Annotated in this window: 14 protein-coding genes and 1 riboswitch; of the genes, 5 read left to right on the top strand and 9 right to left on the bottom strand. The window is 51.4% G+C overall.

Translation table 11 applies throughout. The features are described 5' to 3' along the window. Positions 1 to 53: 53 nt before the first annotated feature. Positions 54 to 416: an ArsR/SmtB family transcription factor gene (locus KNP72_RS10345; RefSeq protein ID WP_214708921.1), complete on the bottom strand. Its 363-nt coding sequence runs from the start codon at positions 414 to 416 to the stop codon at positions 54 to 56. 146 nt (positions 417 to 562) lie between these two features. Between KNP72_RS10345 and yhfH the strand changes: the two genes are divergently transcribed. After that, positions 563 to 721 (top strand): protein YhfH, encoded by a 159-nt coding sequence (gene yhfH / locus KNP72_RS10340; RefSeq protein ID WP_021065246.1) that lies wholly within the window; start codon positions 563 to 565, stop codon positions 719 to 721. Positions 722 to 756: 35 nt separating this feature from the next. On the opposite strand, the gene KNP72_RS10335 is transcribed toward yhfH, so the two are convergent. The 3 genes from KNP72_RS10335 to KNP72_RS10325 form a co-directional block, all read right to left on the bottom strand. Then, complete coding sequence (locus tag KNP72_RS10335) at positions 757 to 1,101, bottom strand: fluoride efflux transporter FluC (RefSeq protein WP_029596084.1); 345 nt, start codon at positions 1,099 to 1,101, stop codon at positions 757 to 759. Further along, positions 1,098 to 1,502, bottom strand: coding sequence for a fluoride efflux transporter CrcB (gene crcB / locus KNP72_RS10330; protein WP_214833198.1), 405 nt, complete (start codon positions 1,500 to 1,502; stop codon positions 1,098 to 1,100). The genes KNP72_RS10335 and crcB overlap by 4 nt, the downstream gene beginning before the upstream one ends. A gap of 89 nt (positions 1,503 to 1,591) precedes the next feature. Continuing rightward, the gene (locus tag KNP72_RS10325; RefSeq protein ID WP_214833196.1) at positions 1,592 to 2,794 is read right to left on the bottom strand and encodes an ornithine--oxo-acid transaminase; all 1,203 of its coding nucleotides are present in this window, start codon (positions 2,792 to 2,794) and stop codon (positions 1,592 to 1,594) included. A gap of 156 nt (positions 2,795 to 2,950) precedes the next feature. On the opposite strand from KNP72_RS10325, the gene KNP72_RS10320 reads away from it, so the two are divergent. Continuing rightward, complete coding sequence (locus KNP72_RS10320; protein WP_214833194.1) at positions 2,951 to 4,993, top strand: EAL domain-containing protein; 2,043 nt, start codon at positions 2,951 to 2,953, stop codon at positions 4,991 to 4,993. A gap of 41 nt (positions 4,994 to 5,034) precedes the next feature. Here KNP72_RS10320 and KNP72_RS10315 read toward each other — a convergent pair whose 3' ends face one another. Then, positions 5,035 to 6,438, bottom strand: coding sequence for a basic amino acid/polyamine antiporter (locus KNP72_RS10315; protein WP_214833192.1), 1,404 nt, complete (start codon positions 6,436 to 6,438; stop codon positions 5,035 to 5,037). Between the two features lie 224 nt (positions 6,439 to 6,662). On the opposite strand from KNP72_RS10315, the gene KNP72_RS10310 reads away from it, so the two are divergent. Then, positions 6,663 to 8,291 (top strand): peptide ABC transporter substrate-binding protein, encoded by a 1,629-nt coding sequence (locus KNP72_RS10310; RefSeq protein WP_214719819.1) that lies wholly within the window; start codon positions 6,663 to 6,665, stop codon positions 8,289 to 8,291. Positions 8,292 to 8,404: 113 nt separating this feature from the next. Here the strand turns inward: KNP72_RS10310 and KNP72_RS10305 are convergent, their stop codons facing one another. The 3 genes from KNP72_RS10305 to ade form a co-directional block, all read right to left on the bottom strand. Beyond that, positions 8,405 to 9,997, bottom strand: coding sequence for a Na+/H+ antiporter NhaC family protein (locus KNP72_RS10305; RefSeq protein ID WP_214833190.1), 1,593 nt, complete (start codon positions 9,995 to 9,997; stop codon positions 8,405 to 8,407). Positions 9,998 to 10,109: 112 nt separating this feature from the next. After that, a riboswitch (Lysine riboswitch) is annotated at positions 10,110 to 10,284 on the bottom strand. Between the two features lie 57 nt (positions 10,285 to 10,341). Next, positions 10,342 to 10,626 (bottom strand): hypothetical protein, encoded by a 285-nt coding sequence (locus KNP72_RS10300; RefSeq protein WP_021065238.1) that lies wholly within the window; start codon positions 10,624 to 10,626, stop codon positions 10,342 to 10,344. A gap of 117 nt (positions 10,627 to 10,743) precedes the next feature. Then, positions 10,744 to 12,453, bottom strand: a complete 1,710-nt coding sequence (gene ade / locus KNP72_RS10295) for an adenine deaminase (protein WP_214833188.1) — start codon at positions 12,451 to 12,453, stop codon at positions 10,744 to 10,746. Between the two features lie 122 nt (positions 12,454 to 12,575). On the opposite strand from ade, the gene KNP72_RS10290 reads away from it, so the two are divergent. Together KNP72_RS10290 and KNP72_RS10285 are read left to right on the top strand one after the other, a co-directional pair. Then, positions 12,576 to 13,112, top strand: a complete 537-nt coding sequence (locus KNP72_RS10290) for a gamma carbonic anhydrase family protein (protein ID WP_214833186.1) — start codon at positions 12,576 to 12,578, stop codon at positions 13,110 to 13,112. 109 nt (positions 13,113 to 13,221) lie between these two features. Then, positions 13,222 to 13,401, top strand: coding sequence for a hypothetical protein (locus KNP72_RS10285; RefSeq protein WP_214833184.1), 180 nt, complete (start codon positions 13,222 to 13,224; stop codon positions 13,399 to 13,401). Positions 13,402 to 13,544: 143 nt separating this feature from the next. Here KNP72_RS10285 and KNP72_RS10280 read toward each other — a convergent pair whose 3' ends face one another. Continuing rightward, positions 13,545 to 14,093 (bottom strand): nitroreductase family protein, encoded by a 549-nt coding sequence (locus KNP72_RS10280; RefSeq protein WP_214833181.1) that lies wholly within the window; start codon positions 14,091 to 14,093, stop codon positions 13,545 to 13,547. Between the last annotated feature and the right edge of the window lie 95 nt (positions 14,094 to 14,188).

Raw genomic sequence — 14,188 nt, 5'->3', positions numbered from 1 at the left:
CCTCACAATTACAACCGAAAAAAAAGCCGACTGGAATCCCAGCTGGCTCTTTGTCACGCATCAATTTGTTCGGCACTGTGGGCCATCGCGATCTCGACGAGTAGCCGGACGTGATCATCGTCGAGTGAGTAGTAGACGACTTTTCCTTCTTTTCGATATTTGACAAGCCCTTGCTCGAGCAACGTCCGTAAATGATGCGACGCCGTCGCGTTTGAATGTCCGATCACGGCCGCCACGTCACAGACGCACAGTTCCCGTTCTAACGTCAGGACGTACAACACTTTGAGCCGGGTCGGATCGGCGAACGCCTTGAACAATCGGCTGACTCGAACCGCATCTAGGTCTGTCAGTGCCCGTTGTAACACCGTCACATCTTCACTTTGAATGGCGATTGTTTCACACTGGGGTGCTTTCATCCTTCTCACCTCGTTTTCTGTACTCTCATTCTAACAAAATCCGATTTATAAATCTGTTATATATTATTATTGACTTATACACCACTGTTATAATACAATCAAAACAACATAACAGCTACGTTACTTAAATAAAGGGGGCAGTTACAATGAATGAATGGGCAAGCCGACTTGAATCTTCCGTCGAATTTTATCGGAAGTTACCGGACAAGACGTGTCAAGAATGCGGGAAACAGATGGATGAGCAGTGCGAGTCTTACGAGAACACGTGCCCATCCTGTGCTGAAAAACTGCAACTTAGCGAATAAAGCAAATCCCTCGGAACAAGTTTCCGAGGGATTTTTCATGGCAGATGATAACCGAGATAGGCCGCCAACAGACCAAGTACATAGGTCGCAAGCAAATACATCCCGAAACGAAGCCAGTCTTTGGCGACGAACCGCATCACTTCGAGCTTGAACGTCGAGAACGTCGTGAACGAACCGAGAAAGCCGACACCGAGTCCAAGCATGAGCGACGGGCCGGCACTCGACGCATATAAATAGCCGAGACAAAACGACCCACTCACATTGACGAACAGCGTCGCCCACGGGAACATAGATGTCGTCCATGTTTTGACGAGCTGACCAATGCCAAACCGTGCCATCGCTCCAAAGAACGCCCCCAGCATAATGATGGCGATCGTCATCGCACCACCTCTTCTCGCCTGAACTGTTTGAACCGACGCCGTCCGAACCAAAACCCGAGCCACGAACTGAACAGACCGAGCATAAGGCTTAGTGTCACGTAGAGCAAGGCCATGCCAACTGCGCCGGACTCCAGCAACTCAATCGTCTCTACACTGAACGTCGAGAACGTCGTGAACGAGCCGATAAACCCGGTTCCGACCGCGGTGACGACACTCGGGGAGAGTCGTCCGGACTGAAACAGGAAATGTGTCAGCCAACCGAGAGCGAAACTGCCTGATAAATTGATGAGCAGCGTCCCGAGCGGAAACATACCGACCCAAAACGTCTCGATGCCTGTGCCGATCCCATAACGTGCCAAGGCACCTAGCGCTCCTGCCAAACCGACGTATGCATATAGCATCGCCAGGCCTCCCTTCAAAAAAACACCTGCCGCGAGCACGTCGCGAGACAGGTGTTGAGTCTGTAACCATTATACCAAGCGATGAGTGATCACGAAATAGCTGCTGGTGCGAACACGGCCGAGATGGCCTCGAACGCCTCATCGAGCTCCTCTTTCGTGATGACGAGCGGTGGTGCCAATCGAATCACCGTCTCATGTGTCTCTTTGCAGAGCAGGCCGCGTTCTTTAAGCGCCTCACAGTATGGACGGGCTGCTTCCGTCAATTCGATCCCGATGAACAGACCGCGACCGCGCACATCTTTAATGAGTGGATTGTCGATTGATTTCAAACGATCCATGAAATATGTGCCGAGTTCGAGGGAACGTTCTGGCAACTGCTCCTCTTCTAACACTTCGAGTGACGCGATCGACACGGCCGCCGCGAGAGGATTCCCCCCGAACGTCGAACCGTGTGATCCTGGATTGAATACGCTCAAGACGTTTTCATTGGCCGCCACACACGATACCGGGAACACGCCGCCCCCGAGCGCTTTTCCGAGAATATACATATCTGGCTCCACATCTTCCCATTCGATGGCGAACCATTTACCTGAGCGACCGAGCCCTGATTGAATCTCATCGGCCACAAACAACACGTTATGCTGCTGGCACAACTCGCTAGCACGCTTCAAGTAACCAACCGGTGGGATGATGATGCCGGCTTCGCCTTGAATCGGTTCGACAATGAACGCCGCCGTATTTTCAGTGATGGCCGCCTCGAACGCATCGATGTCACCGTACGGCACGACTTTAAACCCTGGCAATAGCGGCCCGAATCCACGTTGATATTCCGCTTCTGTCGACATCGACACCGCCGCCATCGTACGGCCGTGGAAGTTGCCCGAGCAGACGATGATTTCCGCTTGACCTGGGATTTGTTTCACTTCATACGCCCAGCGCCGCGACGCTTTGACAGCCGTTTCGACCGCTTCCGCACCCGTGTTCATCGGCAACACCATCTCTTTGTTTGTAAGCGCTGCCACTTTTTTGTAGAAACGACCGAGTTGATCATTGTAAAACGCACGTGACGTCAGCGTGATTTTATCGGCTTGGTCCTTAAGTGCTTGAATGATTTTCGGATGGCAATGACCTTGGTTGACGGCCGAATAGGCACTCAACATATCCATGTAGCGGTTCCCCTCTGGGTCTGTCACCCAGATCCCTTTCGCTTCCGAGATGACGATTGGAAGTGGATGATAATTGTGCGCCCCGAATTTCTCTGTCAATTCAATCACTTCTTGTGTCTTTGACATTTGATTTCCCCCTTATCAAAAAACTATCTTACTCCTTCAGTATATGATGACCGTCTTTCTTTTGACAACGACCAACTTGCCCATTCCTCGGTTTGGCAAAATAAGGTACACTGAACGTAGATTATGATTCATTTGATGTAGATTGGAGGAAACGACGTGGCTTCATTGCGTGATTTGCCGATTGACGAGTTTATCGATGCTTTATCTGTTCCATGCTGTTACATCAATCTCGATGGCAACGTCCTGCTGTGGAACGAATATGCGGAAACGCTGTTCGGATGGGGACGAGACGAGGTGCTTCACCATCCGCTCCCTGTTGTCCAACACTTACAGGATGCGCTTGAATCCTGGTCACCGATGCTCCTTCAATATCCGTTCTCGACGACGGCGATGACGCCGTTCAAACATAAAAACGGATCAGTCGTCTATGCGACTGCTTATTTACAATCTTTTTCCATCAACAACTATACGGGCTACTTCCTTGCGTTCCTGCCGAAAGGGTTTGGGCCGCTCATCAGTACAGAACAGTTCAATCTGCTTCACCACTTTCAAGCGATGATTGAACAATCGACGTATTATTTGGCAACAAACGCTTACGGCGAGATTACAGAAATCAATCCGTTGCTCTGCGGGTTAATCGGCGCACCCGATCATCAATTCATCGGTCGTAACTGGTTCGAGCTCATCCATCCGTCATTTGAGAATCATCCGCTTGCCGAGGACGTGCTTCAAGCACTTACGACCGACCGCATCTGGAACGGTGAAATGCCTGTCCGTTCCGAGCGGCATGTCCGCAACATGTGTTGGCTCAATTTGACGGTCGTCCCGATTTTGAGTGATGAAGGCGAAATCGTACAATATACCGCCTTCGGCTTTGACGTCTCAGATAAAAAGCGACTCGAGCAAGAGGTCAATTATCTCGCGTACCATAACGACTTGACCGGACTCTTGAACAAGAAAGGATGGCTCCGTCAGTACAGCCACGTGTTGACGGATGTCGATCAAGGAGATGGCTTGGTTCACGTTGCCTTGTTCGATATCGATCGCTTCAAAATCATCAATGAATCGTTCGGTTCACGCGTCGGCAACGAATTGCTCCTTCAAATCAAGGACCGGGCCGCGCAGTTCTTGCCTGAGACGAGCGTCATGTTCCATCCGTCGGGTGGCTTGTTCGGGTTGATTTTCTTTGAACAGTCGAAAGAAGAAGTGTTCCAGTTGCTACGTCAATTACAACATGAACTGCAGCGTCCGTTCCGGATTTATCATCACTCCATCATGGTGTCGATTTCCATCGGGTGCGTCTTCTATCCGTCCGCCACGTCTTCATTAGAAGAACTGTACACACGCGCCGAGAGCGCCTTGTTCAAAGGCAAGCGAATCGGTGTCGGGACAATCCAGTTCGTCACGAAAGATATGGACGATGCGTTCTCACGTCAAATCCATATCGAGAAGGCGCTTTATCAAGCGCTTGAAGAAAAACATTTTTATTTAGAATATCAACCAAAGTATGAGTTAAAGACTGACACGCTCATCGGCTTCGAGGCGCTCCTCCGTTGGCACCATGAAGAGCTCGGTCAAATCCCGCCGTCAGAGTTCATCCCGCTCGCCGAAGAGATGGCGCTCATCGTCCCGATCAACAACTGGGTCATTCTCGAGGCGGCCAAACAGTTGAAAGCCTGGCAACAACTCGTCGATCACCCGTTGTCGATGGCCGTCAACATTTCGCCGAACCAATTCCGGAGCGACAGCTTCATCAATACGCTTCGCAACATCAAGCAACAGCTCAATTTGAATCCGTCCGATATCATCCTCGAGATTACCGAAAGTCTCGTCATGCAGCAGACGGACGAGATTATCGCCCGGATGGATCAAATCAAACGTCTCGATTATCGCCTATCCATCGACGACTTCGGGACCGGCTTCTCGTCACTGCAATACTTGAAGTCGTTCCCGGTCGACGAGCTAAAAATCGATAAAGTCTTCCTCGATGATTGGTTGACGTCGAAGTCACACTTACTCGATGTCATCGTCCACCTCGGCAAGAGCCTGAATCTGCACGTCGTGGCCGAGGGTGTCGAGGACCAAGAGATGCTCGACCACTTGAAGCAAACCGCTTGCGACTCGTTCCAAGGGTTTTTGTACGCCAAGCCGCTTCCTCCAATTGAAGTCGTTCGCTTATTGACGGACAACAGTCAATGAAAAAAGTCATCGCGCGTCTCACGACGTACGATGACTCTTTGTTATAGGCTGATTGTCGCCGTCCATAGTCCATAGACACCGTAAGTGGCCGCCAACAGGATGACAACCGCAATCATATATTGCAACCGGCTGAGGTACGGCCGGCCTTGTTCACGTTCGGCCAACATGAAGACGAACACGCCCGGCGCGTACAAAATCATGGCGATGAGCATATACTCGACACCTGACGCATAGAGGAGCCAGGCCGCATAAACGGTCGCAATCCCCGATATGACGAGCATCGGGCGTGTTCCGGTCCGCCGTGCCTCTTTCCAACCGAACAAGGCCGAGAACAAGTATGGGACGAGCGCCGCGATGCCGGCGATACTCGAGAGCACCAAGTACGTCTGTTCCGAAAAGAGAGCGATGATCGTGACGAGTTGTGTGAACGCCTGTGTGATGAACAAGGCGCTCACCGGCGTCTCATTTCGATTGAGTCGATTGAACAGTTTCGGGAACACGCCGTCACGACTCGCGACGTACGAAATCTCCGTCGCGAGAATCGTCCACCCGAGCAGGGCACCCGAGAGCGAGACGAGGAGTCCGATGTTGATGATGGTCGCACCGACTGGTCCGACGACGGCCTCGAGCACGTACGCCATCGACGGTTCCGAAAGTGCCGCGAGTTGTTCCTGGGTCATCACCCCAAACGATAAAATCGAGATCATCATATAAATGACAAGCGTTCCGACGAGTCCGATCACCGTCGCCCGACCGACGTCCCGTTTATGACGAGCCCGTGATGACAAGACGACTGCTCCTTCAATCCCGACGAACGCCCAAAGCGTCACGAGCATCGTCGACTTCACTTGCGGGAACACCTGTGACCAGCTAAATCCCGATTGTCCCCAGAAGTCGATTTGGAACGTGTCAATCCGAAACGCAAACAAGATGAGGACAATAAATAAAAAGATTGGGACGAGTTTGGCGATTGTCGTGACAATATTAAGAAGCGCCGCTTCTCTCATCCCGCGTGAGATAATCCAAAACAACCCCCAAATGACGACCGCGCTCATGATTAAGCGGAACGTCCGATGTTCTGACGAGAAAATCGGAAAGAAGTAGCTGAGCGTGCTGAAGATTAACGTGATGTTCGCTACCGTCCCAATCCACGCCGACATCCAGTAGCCCCACCCGCTATTGAATCCGACAAACTTGCCGAATCCTTCTTTCGCATAGGCGTAAATCCCACCTTCAAGTTCAGGACGTGTATTGGCTAAAAACTGAAACACGAACGCGAGCATGACCATCCCGATACCGGTAATCGTCCATCCGATTAACACCGAACCGACTCCAGCACCTTGTGCCATCGCTCCCGGTAAATTAAATGCGCCTCCGCCAATCATCGTTCCAACGACCATGGCAGCGAGCCCAAAAAAGCCGATTCCGGCTGACTGTGACTTCATTTAAAACCCTCCACAAAAAGTTGACGTCTGACGAATAACTATACATCGATAATGTATAATCATTCGATGATTTCCTTATTCTACTGAAACTAATGGTGTTTAGATAGGTATTTTGCTAATGTTTATATTTTCGAATAATTTAAAAAATTTTATTGCGCATTCATCTTGTTTGTAGTTTAATTGCAATATATTCGAAACAATCAGAATTTTCGGGAGGTAACACAATGCGCAACAAAAAATGGTTAGCTTTATCGGGTGTCGCTTTGCTTGCAACGGCAGCATGTGGCGGCGGAGAAGAAACAACAGATTCGTCTGAAGGCTCTTCATCAAGTGATGCGAAAAAGGAAATCACGCTCGTCTCGGCGACAGATTTGCCACAGCTCGATCCGACGCTCACAACGGACTCGACGTCAGTCATCGTGACGAACAACGTCTTCGAGGGACTGTATCGTCTGGATGAAAATAACCAACCGGTACCGGGAATTGCTGAAGACGTAGAAATTTCAGAAGATGGACTTACATACACCTTCAAATTGCGTGATGCGAACTGGTCAGACGGTTCACCGGTCACAGCTGAAGATTTCGTCTACTCATGGAAACGCGCCCTCAATCCTGAGACAGGTGCTGAGTACGCCTATATCCTCCAAGATTTGAAAAACGCCAATAAAATTCTCGCAGGCGAAGAAGAACTTGATACGCTTGGCGCGAAAGCGCTCGATGAGAAGACACTCGAAGTACAATTGGAGGCACCTGCCCCTTACTTCCTCGGGTTGACAGGATTCCCGACGTACATGCCGCAAAAGCAAGAGTTCGTCGAAGAACAAGGCGAGTCGTTTGCGACAGCTGTCGATAAGACACTTTACAACGGACCATACGTGTTAGATAGCTGGCAAGACAATGAAGGTTGGGTCTATAAAAAGAACCCTGAGTATTGGGACGCTGAAAACGTCAAGATGGATACAATCAACGTCAAGGTCGTTAAAGAAGTCGCGACGGGCGTCAACTTGTTCGAATCGGGCGAAGTCGATTACACGCTCTTGTCATCTGAATTCGTTCCACAATTCCAAGACTCGGATGAGTTCAAGACACGTGCCGACGCACGAATCAACTTCCTTCGTTTCAACCAGAAGAACGAATCACTTCAAAACGTCAACATTCGTGAGGCACTCGCAAAAGGCTTCGATAAGCAAGGCGTCACAGACGTCATCTTGACGGACGGTTCACAGCCGGCCAACTATATCGTCGCGAAAGACTTCACGTTCACAGAAGATGGAGCTGACTTCCGCGAGAAGTATCCAGACCTTCAAAGCTATAACGTCGACGAGGCGAAAGCGGCATGGGAGAAAGGTCTTGCCGAACTCGGTGTCGAGACAATCGAACTTGAGTTCCTCTCACGTGACGAAGAAGCGTTCAAGAAAGTCAACGAGTATATCAAAGGTGAGCTCGAGAAGAACCTTCCTGGCCTCACACTTAACATTAAGCAACAGCCGTTCAAAAACTTCCTTGAACTTGAAGGCGCTGGCGACTATGACGTCTCCGCTGCCGGTTGGGGCCCTGACTATCAAGATCCGATGACGTACCTCGACATGTGGGTCACAGACGGTCCGTTCAACCGTATGGCTTACTCGAACGACGAGTACGACAAGTTGATTCAAGGCGCGAAACAAGAAGCCGATCAAATGAAACGTTGGGAAGCGATGCAAGAAGCCGAACGCATCTTGCTCGAAGATGATTTCGCGATCGCACCGATTTACCAAAAAGGTGAGGCTTACCTTGAGCGTTCAAACATCGAAAACATGTACCGCCACCCGTTCGGAGCTGACGCTAGCTTCAAATGGTTGGACGTCAACTAACCCACAAACCCTGCCGCTTGCTTGCGGCAGGGTTTGTTTGTTGGGGCTATGCCGTTGTGACGCAAAAAAAGGGGACGTACCACGAAGTTGTGGTATGTCCCTTATCTAGATGATTACGCTTCGCGCTCAGTCCGCATATCGGCTGGTACGCGTCCGCGTTTCGAGATAATTTGCGCAATGACGAGCGCCACGACGAACGTCGCGAGGGCTGCGAAGAATCCGACCCACATCGAGTCTGAGATTCCAAGGACCAAGTAACCGACCGCTGCCACGCCGGCTGAAATCAAGGCGTACGGCAACTGCGTCAACACGTGGTCGATATGGTGCGACCCGGCACCCGTCGAACTGAGAATCGTCGTATCCGAGATTGGTGAACAGTGGTCTCCGAACACCGCTCCGGCGAGAACAGCGGCAAGTGTCGGTAGCAAGAGCTCCGGCTCGACTGCCATAATCAAATCGGCTCCGATTGGAAGCATGAGACCGAACGTTCCCCAGCTCGTTCCTGTCGAGAACGCCATCAGACCGGCGATCAAGAACAAGAGGAACGGCAAGTAAGATGGTGAAATCGAATCTGTAACGAAACTTGCCAAGTAGTCACCTGTCTTCATGTCACCGATGACGGCGATAATCGTCCAAGCAAACAACAAGATGAGCACGGCTGGCCACATGGCGCGAATTCCGCCCCATGTCGCTTGTCCATAGTCTTTCGCGGGAATCTTGCGGCCAATCAACAATAAGAGGGCGACAATCAAGCTGATGACAGCACCCGTTACGAGGGAACGTGTCACGTCTGTTGATTCGAACGCTCCGATCAACGAGAAGCTCTGACCGTCAGCGGCAAGCGCCTGTCCGCCCGTGTAGAGCATGGCCGACACCGTCGCGATAATCAAGGCGATAATCGGAACGATCAAGTCACGTACTTTCCCGCCTTCATGCTCGTTCAAGTCTTCACTCATCCCCATCGGTGCACCTTTCGATGTATCGTAGAGCTCCCCTTGGAGGGCACGGAGTTCATGTGTGCGCATCGGTCCGATGGCAAGTCCCGTGTAGGCGACGTAAGCCGTCAAGAGAAGCGCGAATACCGCGTAGAAGTTCATCGGGATGATTTGGATGAACGCTGAGAACGATGAGTAGCTATCAATCGAATACTTCGCCAGGATACCTGCGATGATGGCGATGATATAAGCTCCCCAACTCGAGAGCGGGCTGATGACGCAGACCGGTGCGGCCGTTGAGTCAATCATGTAGGCGAGTTTCGCACGTGATACTTTTTTACGGTCTGTGAGCGGTCGGCTGATATTCCCGACGGCGAGACTGTTGAAGTAATCGTCGATGAAAATTAAAATCCCAAGTCCGAACGAGACGAGACGAGCACCACGGGCTGTCTTGACATTTGAAGCGGCCCATTCTCCGAACGCGCGGGCGCCACCCGACGTTTGAATGATCGATGACAAAATCCCAAGCAAGAGCAAGAACGCAATCAAGAGCACGTTCCATTCATTAATGGCTCCGTCGGCCCAGAATAAGGCGATGACGTTCGACCACAAATATTGAATCGATTCGAGAGGATTAAAATTGTGAAGCAATAAGACCCCTGCAATAATCCCGACACCGAGTGACGGAATGACTTTCCGTGTTGTGATGGCCATAATAATGGCCAATAAAGCCGGTACGAGTGAGAGTACCGAAGTTGAATAATCTACCATGTGATTTCCTCCTCTTTTGTTAGAGATGAGGCCCCCCTATGCTTAAAAAAACGCAAAGCGAGGGCATCGGCAACAAAGCCGACACCCTCGCTGGATGTTCCGTCTTTCTTAGCCGACTTGGAGCGCTCCATACGTAAATATGTATGGCAGTCTGACGGGTATTTCCCGTCAGCCCAGCACAAAGTCAGAGACATGACTTTACACTTCGGCGATCTTGCCTTTCTGTAGTCTTCACCGTTGTCATCCTCGGACTACTTACTCATCAGCATCGCACCTCTACCTCATCGATAGCACGAATATTCATTTAAAGTTACGTCTAAATTATCATAGGTCATAGTGACTAATCAATAGTTTTTTTCATCTCGGATGATTTGTTTCAACACCGCGAGTGCAGCCTGGTCGTCTGACTCGACCGCTTTAAAGAAATCACTAAAGAAATGATATAAGACAAAACGCTCGGCGTGTGACGTCGTATGTTCTTTGATTGTTAAGAAAATAAGGTGACGCAATCGCCGTTTCGTCCGCGTCTCGTCGGGCAATTCTTGACATCGGTCTTGGAAGGCACGATATACAGAATTGATCAAATCCCCATGTTCATCATACGACCGGTTGTATGCAACTTGTTCCATCTGTGATATCCCCCCTTTCCATATTTACCGATGAAACTTGTCGTAACTATACCAACTTAAGCCGATCCATTCAATCGTTTCGGGTCGTTCTTAACAAAAATCATACGTTAGACTGACTTACGACTCGATGAATGAGAACGTCGTCACATCGAATAGTCCCATATCGGTCAACTTCAAATCCGGGATGACCGGAAGCGCGAGGAACGACATCGTCAAATACGGGTTGAAGTGACGATGGGCCCCGACGACGTCGAGCGCATCGTTCAACTGTTCGAGCACGTCCGCCACTTCCGCATACGGACGTTTCGTCATGAGTCCGCCAATCTCAAGAGGTAAGACGGCCAGCACCTTGCCCTCTGACACCGCGACGACCCCACCGCCCACTTTTTCAAGCGTCTCGGCTGCGAGCAACATGTCGTCCGGGCTCACCCCGGCGATGACGAGGTTGTGGCTGTCATGGGCGACCGTCGCTGCGAGTGCCCCTCGTTTCAAGCCGAAACCGGTCACCGGCGCGAGCGCCATATGACCCGTCCCGTGATGACGTTCGATGACAGCGAGTGTGGCGATATCTTGCGTGAGATCGGCACCCGACGCGTCCGGATTAAAGACGAGCCGCTCCCGTTTCGTTAAGAGACTGTTCGGCAGCACTTGAATCACATCGACCGCCTCTTCCTTCACGGCCAAGCGGAATGACTCCGGCGTCAAGTCCGGCAGCTTCAGCTCGCCTCGCATCGGTTTCGGCACTTCGATCCCATCAGCCTCGAACGTGGCCTTGCCTGCCTTGGCGACGACTTCCCCGTTCACGTACACGGTATCGATTGTTACCGATTCGACGTCTGACAAGATGACAAAGTTCGCGCGCTTGCCCGGTGCGATGGCCCCCACTTCTTTCAACCCGTACGCCTCGGCCGCGTGCAGGCTGGCGACAGCATACGCCGTTTCCGGCTTGACGCCTTGTTTGATCGCCATGCGAATGTTGTAGTCGATGCCACCCTCGGCGACGAGATTGTCCAAATGCTTGTCGTCCGTACAGAACAAGAACCGGTGGGCGTTGCTCTCGGTGATGGCCAAACTGACCTGCTCGACGTTCCGGGCGACCGATCCTTCCCGAATCTGAACGTAAAAACCGCGGCGCACCCGTTCGAGCGCCTCTTCAGCGGTCGTGCATTCATGATCGGTCATGATACCGGCCGTGCGATACACGTTCAACTGATCCGGACCAAGACCTGAGGCATGGCCGTCGACGACTTTCCCGGCAAGTTCGGTCTGGGCGATCTTTTGAAGCATGTCCGCACTCCCCGACTCGACGGACGGATAATCCATCACTTCGCCGAGACCGTGCACCCCTGGATCGCCTAAAAACGGCGCCAAGTCCTCGGCGTATAGTTTCGCCCCTGCGTGCTCGAACGGCGTCGCCGGTACACAGCTCGGGAGCATCATGCGCACGTCGAGCGGCAACCCCTCAGCATCCGCGAGCATATACTCAATCCCGAGTGCCCCGTTGACGTTCGCGATCTCGTGCGGATCGGCGATGACCGTCGTCACACCGAGCGGCAGGACCGCTTTGGCGAACTCGTGGGGTGGAACCATCGATGACTCAATATGGACGTGGGAATCGATGAACGATGGTGCCAATGTCCAAGACGGGTCGTGATACTCTGTCTCCCCTTCGTAGCCGTCCCCGATGGCCACGATGTATCCTGCGTCGATGGCGACATCCGTGCGAATCGTCTCGCGACTGTAGACGTCAATGACCGCCACATCTTTAAAGACGACCGCTGCTTTCTTTTTCTTCGCCGCGATGTCAATCAAATGTTGTTTCTCCATCTGTGTGTCTCCTTTTTTTTCTACGTATTTTTACTATCTTAACAAGAATAATCTTTCAGGCGCAATTTCTTTTTCAACTTATGCGACAATGAAAGCATATCTGTTTGAAAGGGGTTACACATATGCAATACAAATTAGGCGAATTGACGCCGCAAGTCGACGAGACGGTGTTTCTCGCACCCGGAGCCCATGTCATCGGTGATGTCACAATCGGTGCCCATTCCGGCGTCTGGTTCAATACGGTCATTCGGGGAGATGAAGGACCGATTCGCATCGGTTCTTACGTGAACATCCAAGACGGATCGATGGTGCACCAATATGAAGGCTCTCCGACGGTCATCCATGACCGCGTCTCCATCGGACATATGGCGATGATTCACGGCTGTGAGATTGAAGAAGGCTGTCTCATCGGCATGCATGCGACCGTCCTCGACGGGGCAAAGATTGGGAAGGGGTCGTTCATCGCCGCCGGGGCGCTCGTCACACCGAACATGCAAATCCCGGAAGGCGTCATGGTCATGGGTGTCCCCGCCAAAGTCGTCCGTCCGCTCAATGATGAGGATCGCTTTATCATGGAACGGACCGTCAACAAATACGCGAAGCGGGCCGAGCAGTACAAACAGACGTGTGAACCACTGACATCTACACAAAGTTTGTGAAAGCGTTTGCAATATTCATAAAGTGTTAACGATTCCCCCGATTTTTCTTCATGTTCCCCCTGTATACTGAGGATGTAGTCAAGCCGACGTTTCGAAAGGGGCCAATTGTATGTATCCAAACCATGCCGAACTGATTCTAGACTTGTACGCCTCGTCCATTAACCCAAGTCATTACCTGCATATCGAGGATTCATTTGACGATACGCTTCAAGGAACACATCGCGAGGTTTGGGAACGACTGCAATTGGATAATAGTATAGAGCAAGAAATTAAAATTGAGGGAACGTGAACACAATGATTCCAACGAATGTCATTCAAGACTGGCTTGCAGGCAAGTTAAAAAAATAAACTGAGCGCTCATGCGAACCACTCAGTCTCATTGACCAATAAATATAGGCCCGACCGTAGTCATCTACGGCCGGGCCTATTTGCTCACTCGAAAATCGTGAGACAGCTGTCAATCGACTGACGCCGCTTGTTCGGTGGCACGTCCTCGAATCGTCCGAGTTGGAGCAACCCGACGAACGTCTCCCCTTCCGCCCCGATCATGTCCTGCAGACGCGCGTCCTCAAAGATGCCCCCGGTCCGCCAGACGAGGCCGATGTCCCGCTCGCTGCACAGCAAGTGGAAGTTTTGAATGAACGTCGCTGTCGCAAGCAACGCATCCTTCCGATCTTTCTCCGTTTCGAACGCCTTCGTCGTCACGTAGACACATGCGGCCGCGTTACGAATCCGCCCGGCAATCTTTTCACGTTTCGAATCCGGTCCATCTTGAAACGCCGGCTCTAGCGCGGACAGTAACACATCTTTCCCGTCTCCGTTGAACAAGTAAACATTCCATGGTTCTACCTTATTGTGAAACGGCGCTTGGTGCGCCGAGGCGAGTAACGAGTATAGTTCTGACGTGTCGAGCGTACCTTCCGTAAACATGCGAATCGTCCGCCGCGATTCAATCAACTGTTGTCCTACTGTCTTTTCCATTGAAGTCACTTCCCCCTCTATTCTCTCTCTCATCATAATTGAAAACATTTCTCATTTGAAGAAGAACGACTCCTCAAAAAAACGCATCCCTGATT

It is taken from the genome of Exiguobacterium sp. s152 (assembly GCF_018618335.1).
GTDB lineage: Bacteria > Bacillota > Bacilli > Exiguobacteriales > Exiguobacteriaceae > Exiguobacterium > Exiguobacterium chiriqhucha.
The sequence above is the reverse complement of the archived record's forward strand: the minus strand, read 5'-3'. Positions and strand labels throughout refer to the sequence as shown.

What these genes read in the sequence shown, in the direction of transcription:
- KNP72_RS10290 (WP_214833186.1), top strand. Translation starts at nt 12,576, where the DNA reads ATGCAATACAAATTAGGCGAATTGACGCCGCAAGTCGACGAGACGGTG.
- KNP72_RS10310 (WP_214719819.1), top strand. Translation starts at nt 6,663, where the DNA reads ATGCGCAACAAAAAATGGTTAGCTTTATCGGGTGTCGCTTTGCTTGCA.
- KNP72_RS10325 (WP_214833196.1), bottom strand. Translation starts at nt 2,794, where the DNA reads ATGTCAAAGACACAAGAAGTGATTGAATTGACAGAGAAATTCGGGGCG.
- ade (WP_214833188.1), bottom strand. Translation starts at nt 12,453, where the DNA reads ATGGAGAAACAACATTTGATTGACATCGCGGCGAAGAAAAAGAAAGCA.
- KNP72_RS10345 (WP_214708921.1), bottom strand. Translation starts at nt 416, where the DNA reads ATGAAAGCACCCCAGTGTGAAACAATCGCCATTCAAAGTGAAGATGTG.
- yhfH (WP_021065246.1), top strand. Translation starts at nt 563, where the DNA reads ATGAATGAATGGGCAAGCCGACTTGAATCTTCCGTCGAATTTTATCGG.
- KNP72_RS10315 (WP_214833192.1), bottom strand. Translation starts at nt 6,438, where the DNA reads ATGAAGTCACAGTCAGCCGGAATCGGCTTTTTTGGGCTCGCTGCCATG.
- crcB (WP_214833198.1), bottom strand. Translation starts at nt 1,502, where the DNA reads ATGCTATATGCATACGTCGGTTTGGCAGGAGCGCTAGGTGCCTTGGCA.
- KNP72_RS10300 (WP_021065238.1), bottom strand. Translation starts at nt 10,626, where the DNA reads ATGGAACAAGTTGCATACAACCGGTCGTATGATGAACATGGGGATTTG.
- KNP72_RS10280 (WP_214833181.1), bottom strand. Translation starts at nt 14,093, where the DNA reads ATGGAAAAGACAGTAGGACAACAGTTGATTGAATCGCGGCGGACGATT.
- KNP72_RS10305 (WP_214833190.1), bottom strand. Translation starts at nt 9,997, where the DNA reads ATGGTAGATTATTCAACTTCGGTACTCTCACTCGTACCGGCTTTATTG.
- KNP72_RS10285 (WP_214833184.1), top strand. Translation starts at nt 13,222, where the DNA reads ATGTATCCAAACCATGCCGAACTGATTCTAGACTTGTACGCCTCGTCC.
- KNP72_RS10335 (WP_029596084.1), bottom strand. Translation starts at nt 1,101, where the DNA reads ATGACGATCGCCATCATTATGCTGGGGGCGTTCTTTGGAGCGATGGCA.